General features: G+C 61.7%; 16 protein-coding genes and 2 pseudogenes. 9 read left to right on the forward strand and 9 right to left on the reverse strand.

Translation table 11 applies throughout. The features are described from left to right. The 6 genes and pseudogenes from AC2EAL_RS21485 to AC2EAL_RS21510 all read left to right on the forward strand — a co-directional run. A pseudogene (locus AC2EAL_RS21485) lies at positions 1-98 on the forward strand (IS5/IS1182 family transposase); the annotation flags it as partial. A gap of 142 nt (positions 99-240) precedes the next feature. Further along, entirely contained in the window at positions 241-753 is a 513-nt protein-coding gene (locus AC2EAL_RS21490) for a hypothetical protein (RefSeq protein WP_484726286.1), read from the forward strand. A gap of 185 nt (positions 754-938) precedes the next feature. Beyond that, positions 939-2,831: an NAD-binding protein gene (locus AC2EAL_RS21495; protein ID WP_484726287.1), complete on the forward strand. Its 1,893-nt coding sequence runs from the start codon at positions 939-941 to the stop codon at positions 2,829-2,831. Positions 2,832-2,997: 166 nt separating this feature from the next. Next, positions 2,998-3,690 (forward strand): hypothetical protein, encoded by a 693-nt coding sequence (locus AC2EAL_RS21500; protein ID WP_484726288.1) that lies wholly within the window; start codon positions 2,998-3,000, stop codon positions 3,688-3,690. Then, the gene (locus AC2EAL_RS21505) at positions 3,687-5,210 is read left to right on the forward strand and encodes a type IV secretory system conjugative DNA transfer family protein (RefSeq protein ID WP_484726289.1); all 1,524 of its coding nucleotides are present in this window, start codon (positions 3,687-3,689) and stop codon (positions 5,208-5,210) included. Before AC2EAL_RS21500 ends, AC2EAL_RS21505 begins: the two co-directional genes overlap by 4 nt. Positions 5,211-5,278: 68 nt before the next feature. Further along, entirely contained in the window at positions 5,279-10,486 is a 5,208-nt protein-coding gene (locus AC2EAL_RS21510; RefSeq protein WP_484726290.1) for an ankyrin repeat domain-containing protein, read from the forward strand. Here AC2EAL_RS21510 and AC2EAL_RS21515 read toward each other — a convergent pair whose 3' ends face one another. Then, positions 10,487-11,164, reverse strand: a complete 678-nt coding sequence (locus AC2EAL_RS21515; protein ID WP_484726291.1) for a hypothetical protein — start codon at positions 11,162-11,164, stop codon at positions 10,487-10,489. It abuts the gene before it with no gap. A gap of 470 nt (positions 11,165-11,634) precedes the next feature. Here AC2EAL_RS21515 and AC2EAL_RS21520 point away from each other — a divergent pair, with 470 nt between their 5' ends. Further along, positions 11,635-12,744, forward strand: coding sequence for a patatin-like phospholipase family protein (locus tag AC2EAL_RS21520; RefSeq protein ID WP_484726292.1), 1,110 nt, complete (start codon positions 11,635-11,637; stop codon positions 12,742-12,744). 495 nt (positions 12,745-13,239) lie between these two features. Here AC2EAL_RS21520 and AC2EAL_RS21525 read toward each other — a convergent pair whose 3' ends face one another. The 3 genes from AC2EAL_RS21525 to AC2EAL_RS21535 all read right to left on the reverse strand — a co-directional run bounded on the left by AC2EAL_RS21525 (position 13,240) and on the right by AC2EAL_RS21535 (position 16,483). After that, positions 13,240-14,871, reverse strand: a complete 1,632-nt coding sequence (locus tag AC2EAL_RS21525; protein WP_484726293.1) for a flotillin family protein — start codon at positions 14,869-14,871, stop codon at positions 13,240-13,242. Between the two features lie 33 nt (positions 14,872-14,904). After that, on the reverse strand, positions 14,905-15,618 hold the full coding sequence (locus tag AC2EAL_RS21530; RefSeq protein WP_484726294.1) for an OB-fold-containig protein: 714 nt from the start codon (positions 15,616-15,618) through the stop codon (positions 14,905-14,907). 184 nt (positions 15,619-15,802) lie between these two features. After that, complete coding sequence (locus AC2EAL_RS21535; RefSeq protein WP_484726295.1) at positions 15,803-16,483, reverse strand: recombinase family protein; 681 nt, start codon at positions 16,481-16,483, stop codon at positions 15,803-15,805. A 191-nt stretch (positions 16,484-16,674) separates the two neighbouring features. Between AC2EAL_RS21535 and AC2EAL_RS21540 the strand changes: the two genes are divergently transcribed. Together AC2EAL_RS21540 and AC2EAL_RS21545 are read left to right on the forward strand one after the other, a co-directional pair. After that, positions 16,675-16,890: a hypothetical protein gene (locus tag AC2EAL_RS21540; protein ID WP_484726296.1), complete on the forward strand. Its 216-nt coding sequence runs from the start codon at positions 16,675-16,677 to the stop codon at positions 16,888-16,890. Between the two features lie 109 nt (positions 16,891-16,999). After that, positions 17,000-17,308, forward strand: coding sequence for a DUF3489 domain-containing protein (locus AC2EAL_RS21545; protein ID WP_484726297.1), 309 nt, complete (start codon positions 17,000-17,002; stop codon positions 17,306-17,308). 35 nt (positions 17,309-17,343) lie between these two features. Here the strand turns inward: AC2EAL_RS21545 and AC2EAL_RS21550 are convergent, their stop codons facing one another. The 5 genes and pseudogenes from AC2EAL_RS21550 to AC2EAL_RS21570 form a co-directional block, all read right to left on the reverse strand. Further along, positions 17,344-17,895, reverse strand: a complete 552-nt coding sequence (locus tag AC2EAL_RS21550) for a phage terminase small subunit P27 family (protein WP_484726298.1) — start codon at positions 17,893-17,895, stop codon at positions 17,344-17,346. Next, positions 17,892-18,119, reverse strand: a complete 228-nt coding sequence (locus AC2EAL_RS21555) for a DUF7220 family protein (protein WP_484726299.1) — start codon at positions 18,117-18,119, stop codon at positions 17,892-17,894. Before AC2EAL_RS21555 ends, AC2EAL_RS21550 begins: the two co-directional genes overlap by 4 nt. Positions 18,120-18,175: 56 nt before the next feature. After that, positions 18,176-18,883 (reverse strand): IS6 family transposase, encoded by a 708-nt coding sequence (locus AC2EAL_RS21560; RefSeq protein ID WP_484726300.1) that lies wholly within the window; start codon positions 18,881-18,883, stop codon positions 18,176-18,178. A gap of 181 nt (positions 18,884-19,064) precedes the next feature. Then, a complete protein-coding gene (locus tag AC2EAL_RS21565; RefSeq protein ID WP_484726301.1) occupies positions 19,065-19,448 on the reverse strand; it encodes a hypothetical protein in 384 nt (127 codons plus the stop codon). A 106-nt stretch (positions 19,449-19,554) separates the two neighbouring features. Beyond that, a pseudogene (locus tag AC2EAL_RS21570) lies at positions 19,555-19,652 on the reverse strand (IS5/IS1182 family transposase); the annotation flags it as partial.

Raw genomic sequence — 19,652 nt, forward strand, 5'->3', positions numbered from 1 at the left:
TGAAGGACTGGCGACGTGTTGCTACCCGATACGACAGGTGCCACAAGGTCTTCCTCTCCGCCGTCGCTCTCGCTGCAACTGTCATGTTCTGGCTATGAAGCAAGAACGAGTCCTGACCCTAAGGCGTGCGTCCGCGGTAAGGGCCGCCCGACTTCCCCCGACGAACGGCGAGTGCTACCAGTTGTGGAGATGGCTGGGAAAGCCTTGCCCGGCCAGTTCAGAGGTTCCACTGTGGGCAGGATGATCGTCTTTTCCGGGCATCGGATCGATGCGCCCGACCGTCGAGTGCCAAGGTTTCCTCCGCATTGCATCGATGCGGTCGCAAGCTGGATCGGCGCGCAGCTTGAGCACGACGACCGGGCGGTTTCGGGATTGGCGGACGGAGGCGACATCCTATTCGCCGAGGCATGTCGTTCCCTTGGCCTCGCGCACCATATCATCTTGCCCCTGCCACCCGGTGACTTCCTTGCCGCTTCGGTGGCACCGGGAGAATGGCAGTCGCGGTTTCGCCGCCTGTGGGACTCAACGCCCGACCAACAGCGCCAGGTTGTGGTTGCGCGAGGGCCCAATCCTTTCGAGGCCTGCAATCGATCCATGTTGTTCTATGCACTGGAGCGTACCGGGCCGCGCTTGATGCTTGCGGTTTGGGATGGCGCGCCCGGTCGTCCCGGCGGAACTGGCGCAATGGTGTCGCTGGCGCGGGCTGGCGGCTTGCCCGTTCTCGCCTGTGATCCACTCCAGCTCGGGACATAGGGGCTTGTAACAAAGATACGCTCTTGCAAGCCTTCATGGCGCGGACTTCGATTCGGAGCGGCATCTAGGGAGACAACTTTGTCTGGCAGTTCGATGAGCCTGTGGAGGCAGTCCGATGCATTGGTACCGTCAGTTGTCGCGGGAAATCGCGGGGCCAAGCTCCCGAGACGAGTAAAGGACAACGCATGAAGGCGCACACCGTGGCGCCTGCCAGAGGCCACAAGTTCTTCCAAGCCTGGCGTCGTTTTTCGAAGGCATGGCAGAAATCCGGAATATACATTGTGGGCGGCGCAAGCTGGGCACTGGGAACCTTTGGCTTCTGGGAAGCGCTTGAACGTGAACCAGGTGCTCAGTTCGATGCAGCCTACAGGTCTGCCCAGATGTTCTTCATGAACTTCGAGAACCCCGAGAACGTGAAGGAGGTCAACGTCTGGCAGCACATTGCTCGGACCGGCGCGCTTGTGACGGCTGCCTCGGCCTTGTTTCTGACCTTCGGCGGCGGAATCCGAAGCAGGGCGGCGCTTGCCTTGCGGCGCCGGACCCGGAGTCATGCCCTCATCCTTGGATATGGTCCTCTTGGCCAGGCGATCGGCAGCGAGCTGGATCGCGCGCCCAGCGCTCATTTGTTCGTCACTGCCATCGCGCCAGAAGTTTCCACGGCGATGGCGACGCGGGCGAGGGCTGACAATGTGCTTCTAATCGAGGGCGACCCATCGGACAGCGCGTTGCTGGACCGGATCGGGCTTTCGCTGACAACTCGCGTCTTTGTGGCCGAGGAAGACGACCTGCGCGCCGTCGACGCGGTGCAGGCCGTATGCGCCCAGGCGCCGGAAGCAGATATCCGAGTGATCAGCACCTCGACCGAAGTAGGCTGGCAACTGCCTGAGGCGACGGAGACGAACTTTCTCGGTCTACGCAAGAACTCCTCGCACTGGTTTTCGCTGGCCGACGAGACCGCGCGCCAACTGATCCAGCGAGCTAGATTTGACCAAGTAGCGATCAGGAATGCGGCCGCGCGTGTGCACCTCGTGGTAATCGGCTGCGGCAATCTTGGGGAGGCGGTGACCGTAGAAGCACTGCAAAATTGCTTCCGCCTTGGCCTAGGACCGCCGAAGGTCACGATCATCGACCACAACATTGCCTGCGTGCAAGACCGTCTGCGGCGGCGGATGCCAGCGCTCGTCCTGAAACCTGGGACAAAGGCACTCTATCCTGGCGCTCGGGCAGAGCTGGATTTTCGGGCGCTGGATGTCGAGCGGCTACACTTCCTAGGCGATGACGCCTGTGCTGGGCTGGGAGACTGCGCCGACGTCTCGGGCTGGGTGGTGGCGACCGGCGACAACGATCGCAACCTGCGCGTCGCACTGGCACTGCACGCGGCCATGGAGAGACGGCAAGTGCCGAGTCGACCGTACTATATCCGTATGGAGCCGACGCGTCCCGATGATAGTCTTGACCTGCTAAATGGCTTTGGCGGCATGGTCGCCACCCTGCGCGGCTCGTCGATCTTCGACCGTGACCCCGATGCCAAAGCCAGGGAACTTCACGCGGTCTACGATAAGACAAGGCTTGAGACCGGTATTTCAAAGACCGCTCAGTCCTGGGATGAACTGCCAGAAATCAAGCGACGGGCGAACGCATCGCTTTGGCGCACCCACTCAATGAAGCTGGACGACCTCTCGCAAGCCCTGAACCTTACTGATGGGCAAAATGACGAAGACAGGGACCGGATCGCCCATATGTTCTCCGTCGCATCCAAAGTTGATTTCGAAAGAATGGACCGTGGCCCAGCCAAGGCAAGTTGGTTCAAGCCCGGCATGAACCCGACAGAGGCTGATCTGGCCCAGGCTCTGATCCTGCGCGACCTTGCGATCCTAGAGCATGACAGATGGACCGTGGAGAGGGCGGTCAACGGTTTTGTGCCCACGGATCGGCCGCTTCTGGGCAAGAACGAAGTCGAAAAGCGGCACGACGGCATGCACGACTGGTTCGAGATTGGCGGCAAGGACTACAGAGTCCATGACATAGCCCTCGTGCTGACCTGCCTACGGGAAGGACCTTGGAAGGTCAGCGCATGACCGAGGCACCGGCGAAATCAACCGTCACCGTCTTGTTCGGCCCGTCGCGATTTGTACCTTCTAGCGGGCAGGGGATGCCATCACGATGACCGATCCCAAACCTTTGTCCGAAGATCATCGCAACCGGATAGCCAATGCGCTTGCCGGGCCTGTACCGGACTGGCCTATGCCGCCCCTTGTGCCCGGCGACTGGCAAGTGCCAGATGCGGCAACGGCGCTCGACATTCTGGATGTCGCGGGGCGCCACGCGGTAACTGGAGCACTGGACCATCCGGTTCCGATCGCGCATGAGCTTTGTCGGGTACGAATGCGGTCGATGCGCTGCTATGGCGATGCGCTTCTGGTCGAGGCGCTTGCACTGGTACCACGGATCGGCCTTGTCAGCTTCATCTTGCACCAAGAGGGGGTCACCTATCTGACCGGCCGCAGCGAGCCTATCCATTGGCTGAACGCAATCATTCCGGTGGACCTTTCGACGCCTGAGGCGCGCAGCGATTATTTTCTGCTCTTCATGAACTGGGTGCGCGGCGAAGAAGGGCGGTTCCAGCCGCTTGGCGTCGACGCAATCCCACTGCACCGCGACCCGGACGCCGAAAGCCTTGCGCGGATGCAGGGCGAGGCCGGGCCACTAAGCATTCTTCCGGACCCTGAGGCAGAGGGAAACTGGGAGATTTCGACCCGGCTTCTCTATTCCAACGTGATCTTCCAGGCGACCCTGCGGATGGAGCCTGGCGGAATGATACGGATGGTTGACGACACCGAAGTCGCCTCGGGACTTGTTCTGCGGCCTGAGCGGGTCACAGGTTACCTCCTGCACCTCGCAGAGCATTCCCATGCGAACAACGGAGAGACATCATGACGCAAGCGACGCGCCTCGGCGAGATGATGGTCGGCACCGAGCGCAAGTTGCCCCCGACAGTTGATTCGCCTGGAATCCTGGTCGCGTGGTCGCTTGAAACCGAGCATCGCCGTCGCCCCGTCGGGTTTGGCTTCGGCAAGGACGAGACGATCGCCACGCCGGAACTGGTCGATCCAATTCTGATGGAGGGAGACGGTCACCTGATGACGGTCGCCCCGACCGGCGCAGGCAAGGGCACCGGGTGCATCGTTCCGACGCTTCTGCGCTATCCCGGTCCGGTCATCGTGATCGACCCCAAGGGAGAGAATGCTGCGATCACCGCGCGTAGGCGACGCGAAATGGGCCAGGAGGTGGCGATCATTGATCCGATGGGGGTGACTGGCGCAGAGGCGGCGACGCTGAACCCGCTGGATCTGATCGACATCGACGGGCCGCGGGCAATCGACGCCGCCATGGCGCTGGTAGAGGCGCTGAGCCCGGCGACACTCGGACGCAACAGCACCGACGGCGACTACTGGCGCGAACGTGGAATGACGATGGTCCTGGGCATCGTGCTGCATGTCCTGGCGGATTTGCCGACTGCCGACCGTCATCTCGGCACCGTAAGCCGTCTGGTTGCGCGCGCTATGGGCGAGATCGGTACCTATGCCCGGATTGCCGAGCGCGGCGAGCAGGGCTCGGACACCGACACTGTCCTTTACGCGCTCGAACGCTCGCGGAATGCCGAGGCGCGGCGCATCGGATCGATGCTGCGCATGGGTGCGGTGACGACCCTGGGCGGGATTCTCAGCTTTTCGCAAAGCATAGTCTCTGTGGTGCGTGCCGGGGCGGTGGAGGCGTCGCTTATCCGGACCAGCTTTGACATGAATGCCGTACTGCGCGGCGATCCCCTGTCGATATACCTGGTACTGCCGCCGCACATGCTTGTCAGTCACGGGAGGTTGCTGCGGCTTTGGGTGCACGTGCTGATGACGCTGATCTCGAGCCGGCACAGCCGCCCGGCGCAGTCTACCCTGTTCATCCTTGACGAAGTGGCCCAGCTGGGCCCGTTCGATCTTCTCCGATCGGCCGTGACTCTGATGCGCGGCTACGGGCTGCAGACCTGGACCTTCTGGCAAGACCCTAGCCAGTTGACCAACCTGTACCCAAATGACTGGCAGACGATGGTCAACAATTGCCGGACGGTGCAGTGTTTCGGGGCGAACACCCTGCTGGCTGCGCGTGCCATGGCCGAGATCGTCGGCTTTGCCACGCCCGAGCAGCTTCTTGAGCTTGAGGCCGATGAAATGCTGCTGCAACTGTCGGGTGATATCCCGGTGGTCGCCCGTCTTCCGAACTACCTGACCGATCCGGCCTTTTCCGGGTCATTTGATCCGAACCCCTTTCATGATCGCAGCCGACCGGTCGTCGGGCCGGGCAGCATCGTCACACGCACGTTCCATCGCAGTGTCCTGCCGGGCGCTGCCGACACCCCCGCGCCGACAAATGCGGCTGACTTACTGAAGCGGCTGAAACGCTAGTCGTCTTGTGCACGGACCAGCAAAAAAGCATTTGATGAAGCGGTGAGGATTGCGCTCTATTTGGCACGATGCAGACACTTTATCCGCCCTTTGAACGCCGCGCGATCATCCTGAGTTCGCCTTGGGATGTAGGCATTTATCGCGACGTCGCACAGCGCCTGCACGGTCTGCGCCTGGCTGACCACCCGCAGGATGACGCGGTGCATCTGTACGCCTGGGAGCGGGCCACGGATGAAGACCCGTTCGACGACAGGCTCCCGGCTCAGGCACAGATTCCCTCGCCCCGGGACCCGCTCTGCGCGGGCACGATCGCAATCTTCGGCGAATGGATCGGTCGGCCGCTGCCCGTCGACTGGGACATGACACCGCTTCAGGAGCTGAACGCCGGCGACAGTGGACAGCCGTTTCGACTGGTGCATCCCTGGGTCGATGGGGCCGAACAGCACGGCGGGTTTCCCCTTACTGGCAGCACCTTCGAAGTGCTTGCCGCACTTGCTGCCGCCAAGGCCGAAGGGACACAGGCGCCCCACCTGCTGATCCTGTTCGTCGGTCCGCCTGACATCGCTGACAAGACCGATCCGTCCGAGGGCAGCTGGGGCAATCGGGCCTTGCGCGACAGAATCAACGACGAGCTCCGCAGCAAAGACCGGAAGGAGATGAACCGGCGGCTCGACATCGTGGATCTGCATCTGGCGAAACTGCGCAACTTCAAGCGCTATCTCGACGAAGTCCTTGGCCTGGTCACGAAGACCGTCGAGGACGTGGGCCAGGCCGAAGGGCACATGAACCGTTTCTTCGACGCGGTGCTAGGGGCGGTCGACCGGGTGGATCCGGACGACGTCTTCAAGGGTCTGGGCGTCTTTGATATCGGCGACGAGGCCGTCTTCTTCGGGCGGGAAACGGCAATCAAGGCGGCTTTGGAACGGATCGACTCGCTGTGGAGCCGTACGGACCAGCCGCGCATCTACTGGGTCCGAGGGCCAAGCGGTGCGGGCAAGTCGTCCTTTCTGCGCGCAGGCCTTGTCGGGAATATCCGGGCGCGGGGCGCCTATGCCACGCCTCCGGTCAAGCTGGTGGTCCGTACAAGCGCGCTTGATCAACCGCCCCACTCTCCGATTGCCGTGTTCCTGCGCAGTTGCCTTGCCGAGCTCGCGTCCGATCCCGTCGTGGCGGAGCAGCGCTGGAAGGATGCGCTGTCACAACTGGAACAAGCGGCTGCCGATCGAGATGGCGCGACCACTGACCAAGAGGTCGACTGCGCGCGCGACATCCTGACGGCGGCCCTGGCGGCTGATTCAGTTCCCGGCCAACCCGGTCGTCGGCTTGTGATCGGCCTCGACCAGTTCGAAGAGGCGGTCGACCTGCTGGCGGACCAAGTCAGGAAGCAATGCTGGGCTGACCTAATCACGCTCTTACTTCGGCTTGCCGAACATCCCGATGTGCTCTTGATTGCCACAATGCGCGAAGATCGCGCCGTGGCATTGCAGCGACATTCCGACCTTGCCCGGATCTACGCTGCAACGAAGATGGCCTCACCCGAGCTGAGCCTGCCGACCGGGGCCGATCTCGTCGCCATCCTTCGCAGGCCATTCACATATGTGCGGGATCTGGTGCTGGATGACGACGTGATCGAAACCCTCGTCGCCGAAGTCGAGGCGTTCGGGCGGAACACGGGCGTCCAGAAGGTGAGCCCCGCCAGCCTCTTGCCGCTGATCGGCCTGACGCTGGACCGACTTTACCGCGAAGTCGCCAAGCGCGAGATCGAGAACGTACGCAACTTTGGCCGTGCAGACGCGGGTGTGGCGGGGCCGCCGCCGGCAGAGACCGAGGGATACAAGGACGACTTCGAACTCAGTACGCGTGCGACGAACGAACCTATGCGGGCCCGCCTGAGCGTGGCTCTCTGCCAAGCCTATCGGATCGACGACAAGTCCGTACCCCACAACTTCTTTGACGTCAGGAATGCGATATCAATCCTAGCTGATGAAGCGGTGGCAGAGGCCAGGGACAAGGCTGGTCCGGCCTGGGAGAACCTGGAAGTGCCGACTCTGTTGCGGCGACTGGTCTCGTGGGCAGGAAGTTCCGAGCAGCCATTCAGCCTGCCCGCAGCTGACTGGCCAGGTCCCGGAACGGTGCGGACCCTTGCCGAGGCGATGAAGGCGCGGCGGCTCATCGTGCCTGACGACGGCGATAGAATTCGCCTTGTCCACGAGGCAGTGATTTCCAACTGGGCCGAAGCCCGTACTTGGCTTGAGGAAGAGCGTCCGCTCTTGCGTGCGCTTCCGGCTTTGCAGAACTATGCCGAAGAATGGGTTGCCGCCGGACAAGCGCCAGGCCTTGTCGACCAATTGCCGGAACATCTGCGCAAGGCCGCGTTCCGGATGCTGGCATCGCATTATGAGCTCTTGACCGAAGCGCGCCCCGGAAGCGACCCGCACCAGCGCGCGCTGCTGCGGGATTTCGCGCTCGAATGCCTGTCGCGCCTAGGTGTCCCACGCGAGACGGTCGAGAAAAGCGTGCGAAAGCCGACGCTGTTTCTGTTGGCGGTCTACTACCAGAAGATCGACATCGCGAAAAGATTCCTGGAGCAGGACCCGGGCGTGGTCGACATTCCTCGTCTGGACAAGCGCACGGCGCTGTTCGTGCCAGCCTTTCATAACGACCTGCCGATGATGGACCTGCTCCTGAGTTATGGGGCGCAACCGGATTCGGCCGACGTGAATGGCTGGCGGCCCATTCATGCTGCAGCCACGATGGGCGCGACCAGGGCCTGCCGCCGGCTGGTCGAGGCTGGGGTCGATCTGTCTGGCAGCGGGGCTCCGGCCGCGACTACTCCCATGCATCTTGCCGCGGCGGGTGGACACCTCGAAACGCTGCATTACCTTGTAAAGGAGTTGGGGCGCGACCCGGACGTCAGCGACGATGACGGGCGGACGCCACTGATGCGCGCCGCAATTGCTGACAAAGCTGAAGTCGTACGTGAACTTGTCGGACTTGGCGCCCGACCTGAGCGATGCGAGTATCATGGTACTCCGCGTGACTTTGGATACAGCCCGCTGCACGCCGCCGCGGAACTTGGCGCGACGGAGGCTATCTCGGTACTGCTGGAGCAAGGCCTGGATCCCGCCTTGACGCTGCGCAACGGCTTTACCGCTTTGCACCTTGCGGCAAGGGCCGGGCAAGCCGAGGCTGCGGCCGCGCTGGTCCTTGCGCTGCGGAACCGCAGGCAGGCGGTCGACCTTCGGGCGGTGGACGATTTCAAGGGCTCGGTCGAGGACATCGTCAAGCGCATCGCTGCTCGCGCGACAACCGCTCCGCACCAGGACCAAGGGCATTTCGACCTGACCCCCTTGCATGTAGCCATAATCGCAGGCCAGGCTGGGCTTCTGCCAGTCCTGTTGCAGTTTTCGGACCCCAATGCAGTCACCGGATCGGGCGCGACGGCGCTGCATCTTGCCGCCGAACGGGGCCAGGCCGAAATCGTCCGGATGCTCCTTGATACTGGGCGCTGCGATGCGGCGCTGCGGGATGTGCGTGGTCATGGGGCGCTGCAGAAGGCGGTTGAGGCAGAGCAATGGACGACCGCGCGGGTGCTTCTGGCCAGTCCCCGGATCGGCGAGGGCGCAACCTATCAGCGATCGGTTCGGGGGCGGGAGCTTGCCCTGAACGTGGTGCAGCAGGCCGCTGGAACGGGGAACGCGCGTCTCATGCGTTTCGCCTTGCATACTGCGAGGAACCGAAAGGCAGCAGCCGATGCCAAGGGGCCGCTTGGGCGAACCGCGCTGCATTTCGCGGCGCTTGAAGGACAGTCGAACCTGGTGCGCATTTTGCTGGAGGCAGGGGCCGACCCCACGCTGCGTGACGATGTCGGGCTGAGCCCGATCCATTATGCCGCGCGCCGGGGCGATGCTGTTGCGCTAAGCTATCTGCTGCACAGGGCCGTCCTTCCGGGGGGCTGGACCAGCAGCGCAAGCCCCTCCACGCTTCATCTTGCCGGGCGGTCGGGGTCCGAGGCCGCGGTTAAGTGTATCCTTGACTGGGGTGCCGAGCCATTGGATCAGCCAGATGCCCACGGATTCACCCCATTTCACCGGACTGCCGAAGTCGGCGCATTAGCTTCGGCGAGACTTCTGGCCTTGCGCGGGGCGAAAGTCGCAGCACTTACCGCCGATAACAGTCATTCGGCGCTGACGCTTGCAGCACAGACCGGATCCTTCGAGACGGTCGACTGGCTGCTCGACAGTTGCGCGCTGGCACCGGACCGCGCGCCTCCGCAAGGGCGCACGCCCCTTGTTACCGCGATGATCTACCGGTCCTACGCCGTTGCCGGGCGACTGATCACAGCCGGAGCCGACACCCGCCAGCAGGATCCCAAAACGGGTCGCACGATTGCCGTCCTTTACCTTGCTCAGGTTCGGCAGGCCGAAGCTCTCGGCCGGATGGATGCGCGTCATGCCGGTCTGGAAGAGGCGCTGCGCAAAGCCGGGAACCTTCTGCCTCTGCCGCCAATGACCCAGCCCACTGCATCGATGCCGCCTGCCACGACCCGCACCGATGCCTCGGCCAAACCGCCAAAGACCGCGCGGCCACCCGTCGCTCCCGTTACCGGTCCAGTCGGTCCCGGGGCAACCGGCCTTTTCCCGGAATTCGCAAAGCCCAACGACAGCGCAACCTGGCAGAGCATGGCGGATGCCGAAAAGCGGTCGTTCCTGGACCAGATATCCCCGGTGGACGGGAAGTGGCCGCTGGGCATGGACACGGCCACGGTCCAGACCCGGGCCTTGTCGTTCTATGCCGATACCACCCTTGTCAGCATCCGCTCGGCCGAACTCGACGCAAGAAAGACGCGCCTGTTCTACCTTGTCCACGAGGGTTCGCTCTTCAGACTGGCGGGAACCTCACCGCCGATTCACGAGATCAACACGAGGGTTCCGATCCGGCTGACTGAAGGCTCGGTCCTGGATTATCTGCGGTTCTTCTGCTTCTTCGTCCGCGGGGAAGAGGGGCCGTTTTATGTCATTGAAGATGGCCGGGACCCGATGCTGCCCGTCTTTTCGGACGAGAAGGCGCAAGCTGTCCTGACCAATGCTGCGCGTCCGGCGAATCTTGAAGGGCATGACAGTGACGGAAACTACCTTTGCAGCACGGTGATCTATTACAGCAACGCTCTCTTTACCGCGGAGTTCGCTGTCGAGCCGGGTGGCATGGTCCGGATGCGGAACGATGAGCCAATTGCCACCAACCTGCCAGCAAAGATGGATGCTCCCCTAGCCTGATCAGACCATCAGGAGGTCAAGTTGCAGGTTCTCGAAGCTGCGCGTCTGGCCCGGGGCAAACGGCCCATCGCCAGAGCGCCAGAAGGCGAGAGCTTGCGGAAAGTGATTGAACTCAAGCCCGTCATGCCGGATCAGGCGCCGACCCAGCGGCAAGAGGCGTAGGCCGTCTGCGACCATTGCGTCGATGTCTGCATCAGCGCTTGCGCCCTGAAGCAGGCGTCGCACGAGATCGCCGGGGTCGTCGAGACCGAAGCGCGCCTTCGCTGCCGCGCCACGGGCGCGCATTCGGGACAGCAGATCTCGCGCCCGCCGGCTGACGCTATCTCGGATCGAAATCCGGTTGACGTAAAGTTCGGGCATCGCGCGGTTCAGCGCCGCTTGGTCCAGTTCCGGCAACCAGACCAGAACTGCCGACTGCCAATCCAGAGCCAGGTCGACCTGAAGCACCTGCAGGCAGAACAGGCACGTTGTTGCCAAGCCATCTGCGCCGGCCCCTTCGTCGCCGTACCAGCCCTGGAACTTCCGGGATTGAAAGCCACAGAACTGGCAGACGTGATCGTCTCGCCGCAGGGCCTGTGCCGCTACCGGGCCTGGAACCAGCGGGAAATCGTGATCCAGCCAGCCTCTGTGGGCATAGGCACCGACGGCGGATGACATACCCAGTCGCAGTTCGCGCATGTCAATGGTCCTTTCGATCGTAGCACACTGTCAGCTGCATGGGCTCGTCCGTGCCGGGCCAGGTTAGCGATCGAGCTTGCCCATTTCCAGCCCAGCACGAAGATCAACGGATACCATGCTGATTTCTGCCGCAGATATGGGTTGACCCCGGGATCAGAGCAGCATGTGAAACCCGATTGCCAGGACGACCCGGTCGTATATCCTCTGCGGATGTCAAGCCTGCATCGCTTCTGTCCGTTTCCCTCTGGCGTCTGGGCTCGGTCGCGTGACAAGTGTCAAGGGGTCAAATCGGTTCGAGTGATGAATGACGATTCAGTTGCTTATGGGTCGGACCATTTGCCGGGCCTTCCGGAAAGCACCAGACCCAGGAACTCGGCTGAAGTGCCTCCATTCCTTCCCTGCGACCTGGTGATGGGCAGAAGGCAGGTATCTTCTATGCAGTCAGCTGGCGGCGCAGTTGGCCGACAATCGTGAGTGAATTGATCATGAGCAGGCCTCGTCGGATTCTCGCTCTGTCGGGAGGAGGCCTTCGAGGAATCATTGAAGTGGCATTCCTAGAAGAGATCGAGGCAGAGTATTCCCGACGGTATGGTGCTGGCCAGATATGTGATTGGTTTGACCTGGTCGGAGGTACTTCGACAGGGGCTCTCATCGCCGCGGCCTTATCTCTCGGGAAACCGATATCTGTCATCCGCGATTTCTATCTCGATCGTGCCGTCACTTTCTTCTCCGAAAGGAAGTGGTGGCGATACGGGCTGGCACCTGTCTTTGATTGCGAAGGCCTAGAACGAGAATTGCGGAAGGACGTTGGCAATCTCACACTTGGTGACCCGGCCTTTCGCACCAATCTTGCGATCGTCACCAAGCGACTGGACACCGGAGCACCCTGGATCCTGTCGAACATCCCGGGATCGCCCTACTTTGATGATGATCCTGATGGCCGTTGGATCGGCAACCGCCATTTTGAGGTTGCGCGCCTTCTGCGTGCAGCTTCGGCAGCTCCTACTCTGTTCAGTCATCAGGAACTGGAGATCGTCAAGGGTGAACCGCCAGGAGTTTTTGTGGATGGCGGTCTCAGCGTCTACAACGATCCTAGCCTTGCTTTGCTGCGCTTGGCTCGCATCAGGAAATTTGGACTGAATTGGCCACTTGGCGCCGAAAACCTTTTCATTCTTTCCCTGGGAACTGGACGCAGGCGCGAACGTATTCCGCTTGAAAAGGCTCGAAACACAAGTGCCTTCCTTCATGCCATTCGCTCTCTTCTTGGGGTTAGTGCAGATGGTGATTTGCTCAGCTTGACCATGATGGAGTGGATGGGCAAATCTCCCAACCCAAGTTGGATTGACAGCGAAGTAGGCACTTTGGCAAACGATACCCTTGCAGACGAACCGCTCTTCACGTTCCTAAGGCTGGACATGTCGCTTGAAGCCGATGACCTGCGTCGCCTTGGGCATGACGCAACAGAGGTCAGCCTTAGGACGCTACGAAGCCTCGACCGTCCAGAGTGCGTTTCTCCTCTGTACGAACTGGCACGAGAGCACATCAAGAGAAACGTCAAGCTTTCTGAGTGGCTGTGCTGAGCAAGCTTTTCTCTTGAACAGCTTTGCTTGATCGGCACGCTGGTTGCTTCACCTTCTCCACGCCGAACTTCCCTCCACGCCGCGTCCTGATCCCGCGCGCAGTCAGTTCGGCCGCGATTGCCCGCAGCGAGGTGTGCCCCTCAGACCGGATGTCTGCGAGCACCGGCGCCAGGTCGGCCGCAAAGGCTGCAGCATTGGCCGATACCGCCGCCCTAAGCGCCGCTCCGCCCTTCCCAGCCCGTCGCAAGCTCTCGGCACCGTTCGGGTTCCCCAGCTTTACTCCGCGTGCCTTGGCGACTGCCAGGGCCTCCTTGGTCCTCCGCGAGATTGCCTAGCGCTCGGCTTGCGCGACCAGCGCCATGATCCCGACGGTCAGGTCATTCGCCTCCGCCATAGCAACAGGATCGAACGGTGCGCGCTTGCGCACCGTTCGATCAGTGTAGAAGCTCATCGATCTGGCTAGGCGACTATTGTAAACATCAGTCGCGCTTGCAATTAGGTGTCCTTGGGACCGACTTTCTCGGGTACCTCATCCAACAAGCCGCCGATGCCAGTGTCAAAGTTCAGGCCGATTTCTTCGCCAAGCTTCTTCATGGTCGGGAGCTGCAACGCAGCACCTAACATGGCGTCGAAGGCTTGGTTGACGGGTGACTTCGGGCCATCCCCACCCATTGGCGACGAGGCAGCACCCAGGCCGCTGATCTGATTGATACGGATGGACTCGATCTTCTCGGCTGGCTTGACCATTTCGGCGATGATCCTTGGCATGGCCTCAAGCCGCGCAAGCGAAACCCGCATTGCGACAATCTCTTCGGACAAAGCATTTTCGGACTGGGCAAGCGCGGACCGTCCTTCGGCCTCGGCCAGGAGGTCAGCCTTCTTTGCCTCGGCTTGGATCTTAATCGCATCAGCTTCGCCCTGTGCTTCTTCTCTGCGGGCTGCGGCACGGTCTTCGGCGGCGGCGCGCTCGGCGCTGGCTGACAGGCGAATCCGCGTCGCTTCACGCTCGGCGTCCTGCGTTGCCTCGATCAGGGCAATCTGCTTGGTCCGTTCGGCGATGGCCACTGTCCGCGCCGTCTCGATTGCCTCGGCCGCCTTCATGGCTTCGGCGCGAGCAGTGTCAGCCGATGCTCGCGCCCGGCTTTCCTCTTCCGATTTCAGGGCGATCGCGACCTGGCGGTCTTGGTTAGCGACTTCAATCTCCCGCTCTTTGGTGATCTGCGCTTCCTCGATGGCACGGGCACGCATGATCTCCGCGGCCTTGATCTCTTGCTCACGTAGAATGCGCGCACGTTCCTTCTCAGACTCGGCGGTCTCTCTTGATCGGGCGATTTCGCTGTCCTGAGCGGCCTTGAGCAACTCGATTTCTTGGACGCGCGCGATGCGCTCCATCTCTTCGTCGCGGGCGATCTGCAGTTTGAGCTTCTCTGCCTCCATGACCGAGCGCCGAACAGAAACATCCGCTTCCGCATCAATCGCGGCACGCTCCTTTTTCGACTTCGCAATTACCTCGGCTAGTTTGCGCATACCGACCGCGTTGAAGGCGTTGTTCTCATCCAGCGCATCGAACGGGGTCTGATCAAGCGCAGTGAGTGACACGCTTTCAAGCTCCAGCCCGTTTTTCAGGAGGTCATTCGAGACGGCGTTCTGCACCTCCTGCACAAAGCTGGTTCGGTTTTCGTGCAATTCATCCATGGTCATTCGCGCAGCCACGGCACGGAGGCCGTCGATGAGCTTCCCTTCAATCATTTCGCGCAACTGATCCACGTTGAAGGTCTTGGCGCCTAGCGTTTGTGCCGCACGAGAGATGCCGTCCTCAGTTCCTTGGACAGAGACGTAGAATTCCGACCCCACATCGACGCGCATCCTGTCTTTGGTGATCAAAGCCGCTTCCCCGACCCGCTTCACCTCCAGACGAAGCGTCTTCATATTCACCGGGCTGATTTCATGCAGCAGCGGAATGACAATCGCACCACCGTCCATGATGACGCGTTTGCCCCCGGCGCCGGTCTTCACCAAGCTGACTTCCCGGGTGGCGCGTTTGTACAAGCGGGCTAGGATCAGACCGACCAACAGGAAGAATGCAAGAATTGCGCCTATCAGGATGGCGAAAGTCTCAAGGGTCATGGTTCAGCCTTCCGAATTAAGGGATGCAGACAATTACGACGAAAGCGGGAGGACCTTCAGGCTCCAGCCGCTCGATGTTCGCTGGCGAAGCAGCAGGACTTCCGTGCCTTCCGGCACCACGTCCTCGCTGCGGATTGGCTCGCATCTGATATGATGCGTGTTTCCGTGACGGTCGCGCACGCGAACCTCTGCCGGAACGCCCTGACTGGCCGTCCCCTGCGTAACTACTCCGCGTAGCCCCCCCATGAACTGCGCGCTGGTGGCTGTCGTCTCCACCTTCGGCAGAACCTTGGATAGGACATGTCCAAACCCACGCGCAAAGGCAAGACCGATACCTGCGGCAGGAATGACCGCAGCGGCGGCAGGCAACGGCGCACCCACGATCGTGATTGCGACGGATTGGATAGCGATCCCCGAGACCCCAAAACCGGTAAGAACTGCGGCCAACCAGATGGCGAAAGGCACGCGTCCTAAGCCAAAAATCGCCAGCGCTCCTCCATTTGTCTCTGGCGGGGCGGTGTGGACAGGCACTGCCTCGCTGGCAGCGATCAATGTTGGAATGTCAGGCTCGACACCGGACGGTAGGTCAAAGGTCGCATCAACTGCGTCGACCCCGTCAGGACCCCCATCGGACAATATGCTTGCCCCAAGCAGCAGAGCGATCAGCTCAATCGCAAGCAATCCAACCAAGAGGCCTAGGGCCAGCGCAAACGCCTGGAAGGGGCCACTCAAAAGAACCTGAAACACCTGCACTCCTTATGAAAGCTAGTGAACGATATAGAATAGGGCTTTGGGTACACAAGGACGTGAAGGTTCAAAATCCGCGGTGCAACACTTGGTTGGGCTCCTCCCTGGGCCCCATGGTGAACAGTGCGCGTCGAAAGACCACTCGTGACGCCATGAGTGACGCAATGGACACCGCTTGGCGTCGCTAGTGGCGAAGGAGCAGCCCCCTCACATTCCCCACGCCCCACACCCCACCGCGCCGCGTCCTGATCCCTCGCCCTGTAAGTTCCGCGGCAATCGCCCTCAGCGACGTATGCCCCTCCGCCCGGATGTCCGCTAGTACAGGCGCCAAATCTGCCGCAAACGCTGCCGCATTGGCTGACACCGCTGCCCTGAGCGCCGCCCCGCCTTTCCCAGCCCGCCGCAGGCTCTCGGCACCGTTCGGGTTCCCAAGCTTTACTCCACGCGCCTTGGCCACCGCGAGCGCCTCCTTGGTCCGCCGCGAGATTGCCTCGCGCTCAGCCTGAGCTACAAGCGCCATGATCCCGACTGTCAGATCGTTGGCCTCTGGCATGTCCACAGCCACGAACCGCACGCCGCTGTCGCGCAGGGCGAGCAAGAACGCCGCATTCCGGCTGAGCCTGTCCAGCTTTGCGATCACCAGGGTCGCGCCGGTAACTTTCGCCAGATGGAGCACCTTGGCCAGTTCCGGGCGGTCGGCCTTGCGCCCGCTCTCAACCTCGGTAAACCGCGCCAGAACCTCGGCGCCACGTGAGACTGCGAAGTCCTCAATCACCTTGCGCTGAGCTTCAAGCCCGAGCCCACTCGCCCCCTGCCGGGCCGTCGAGACCCGCTCGTAGGCCACCAGCCGCTGCAATCCCGCCATCTCCGCCCCCTGTACACACCTGCCTAACGTTCGTTGCGCAGTTACGTACACCGAGAGGCGCGAAGGTCGTAGCGCGAAGTGGCGCGAGAGGTCCAAAATAGTAGCAGGAACAATGATCTATCGAGTTGATAGGTGTCCCGAGTAGAGCGAAGCTGATCACACGGCAACTCACCAGCCCGGAGGATCGAACGATGGCCCGGAAGACCGCAGCGACGAATGACAAAGCCCTCGACGCCTTTCTGGCTGCGAAGGCCGAGATCGACCGGCTCCTCGCCGATTTGGCCTCCTTGAGCGCCGACCACTTCCACACCAGCCCGGACGAGATCAGCTGGGGCCACGTCGGAAGCGCGAACCACATCCGGGAGCGCCTGCAGGAGATCGCGAACTTCGCCACCGGCAAGGGCTGATCCCACCCGCTGGTCCTTGGACGGCCTGCAGAGCCCCTCAGCCCGCCCCACGCGGGCCTTGGCCTCATAGAAGGGCCGGCATGCCGCTGGCCCGGACAAGGAGGCCACAATGGCACGTACCGCGAAGACCAAGGAAGATACCGCAACCGAACCCGTCGAGGCATCAGACGCGCCCACCTCCACCGACACCGCTGCGCGCACGCCGCGGCCCGGCAGCAAGCTCGCTCAAGTGGTTGACCTGCTCGAAAGCGAAGCTGGCGCCACCATCGCCGAGATCATGGCCGCGACGAGCTGGCAGCAGCACACCGTGCGAGGGGCCCTCGCGGGATCCATCACCAAGAAGCTCGGCCGGACGCTCTCCTCGGAGAAGGTCGAGGGCCGCGGGCGCGTCTATCGGATCGTCAAGCCTGCGATCTGATCCAGGCTCTGACGAACTCATCCGGACGCCAACCATCACAGGTTGGCGTCCGCAGCACTTATGATCATCGTGCCGTCTGGCATGAGCTCGGAATGCTCGCGCGCCTTGCCCGATGGGTTTGCGGCTTCCAGGATGATCCGGTGGATGGTGATGGGCTCGTTCGGTCCAGGTGCGCTGATCGTGGCGATCCGGGACCGGGAAGCGGGCGTCAGCCCGATCTCGGCCATGTAGCGACCCATCAACTCCATCTGCCGGTTGGCGATGTTGAGCCAGGGTGATTGCTGCACGTAGCCCGAAGGTGTCTTGAAGAGGACGGGCGTCTCCTGAAGCTTCCGCTCCGCCTCAACCCAGCGCCCATAAGCCTGGCAATAGGCCGCGAGCACTGCACGATCGACGATGGTGATGACACCCATACCAACAAGGGTATCCACGAGCCGGTGCCACTCGGCCCTGGCCTCCTCGCTCAGATGATCCGGACAGTCCGGTGTGCCCTCTGGCGGCTTCGGCTCGGCATGGTTCCAGGCCCGCTTGCCGCGGTTGCCTTCCGCCCGGCGCCAGGCCGTGGGCTTCTTCGGCGGACCGCTCATGGCAGCTGATCCCTGAGCGCATTGAACACCCGCCGCACGGTGTAGCCCCGCAGGATCGAGATAGCCGTGAAGACCGAGGCCACGACCAGGTTCTCGGCATAGCCGAAGTCGTGACCCATTGCGGGGAACAGAAGCCGCTGCACCGCCACCGAGAGCACGAACCCGAGGAGCGTGCTGGTCAGGGTCTCGAAGAAGGAAGCGCTACGCGACTGACCAGCGGCCACCGGGGTGCTGTCAGACGAATGCGAACCAGTCTCCGTTACCCCAGCCCAGCTTCTAGTCAGGCAGCTAGAAGGCCGCGCCACTCGGCAAGAGCGGCGGCGCGGGTCTGCTTGTAGGTGTTGCGGTCTTGGAGGTGTCGCTCCGTCGGAAAGTGGTTGTGGACCGAGGCATGAACTGAGACAAACTTCTGCAAACTTCGCATGCGCCGGAACCGCAACATCGCCCGCTCGCGTCGTCGGAACGGCAAGTGCGAGTTTTCGGCCCTGTTGTTGAGCCATCGCCCCATCTCGCGGTCATCGCCGCGACCGAGGTCCTTCAGGGCAGCGCCATAGGATCGAAGCCGATCCGTCACGATCGTCTCCGGTCGGCCATGCCGCTTCATCGATTTCTTCAAGAATTTCAGCGCTGCCTTGCGATCTCGGGTCTTGGTGACGATGCTTTCCAACACCTCGCCCTCATGATCGACAGCCCGCCAGAGGTAGTGCGTCACGCCGTTGATCTTCACGTAGACTTCGTCCAGGTGCCACTGCCAGTGGCGATGGGCGCGCATGGCCTCCACCCGTCGGCCCCTGATCTCGGCGGCGAACATCGGGCCGAACCTGTTCCACCAGAACCGCACAGTCTCGTGGCTTACCTCGATACCACGTTCGTGCAGCAGATCCTCGACGTTCCTGAGCGACAACGGGAAACGGACGTAGAGCATCACCGCCAAGCGGATGATCTCGGGGCTCGTCTTGAAGTACCGGAATGGGGAGCGTTTGGTCATAGGGCGAGGCTAGCTGGGCGCACTAGCCCTCTCAAGCCAAGTTCCTCTGACAGCACCCCTCGGATGGCATAGGCCCCAGACGGCCCTTAGCTGCCATTGGGCCGCGTGGTTGAATGCTGCAACTGCATTCCGCACAGCAGTCAACTATCAACGTGAGAAGGCTTCCTGAAAGTTCTAAAGGCTATGCCACCGGGCTCGAATAGAGAAGCGCACCACTCTGGAGAACGAAATTTGCCAGCGCCACGAACCTCAGTAAGTGCCAGAGCACTCGGCGCGAACCGGTCTGTCTTGCATCAGACGGCAGTATGTTGTCTCGATAGTGATTGGTCCAACCAAACTGGTCGCTCAGTTCCCGCTCCAGGTCGGCCAAATAATCGTCAACTTGGTCCATGTGGCGCCTGAACACATTGGAACGTTCGTGCCCCACGAACGCAACAATCATCGCCAAAGATGCGCCAAACGGAATAACGACCCAGTCTGGTATCGGCGTTACGTTGTCAGTCGAGAACTGAAATAGTATGATCGAGAACACAAACGCAGAGCAGGCGAGTTCATTCGCTGTCATTCTATCAACGGTTCGATTAACCTCTTCCCGAAGCGGTTGATACTCAGCAAGAAGTAGTACTCTGTCATCTTGAGTTATGCTCTTAGGGTCAGGACTCGTTCTTGCTTCATAGCCAGAACATGACAGTTGCAGCGAGAGCGACGGCGGAGAGGAAGACCTTGTGGCACCTGTCGTATCGGGTAGCAACACGTCGCCAGTCCTTCA

The sequence above is a fragment of the Tabrizicola sp. T74 genome (genome assembly GCF_057219935.1).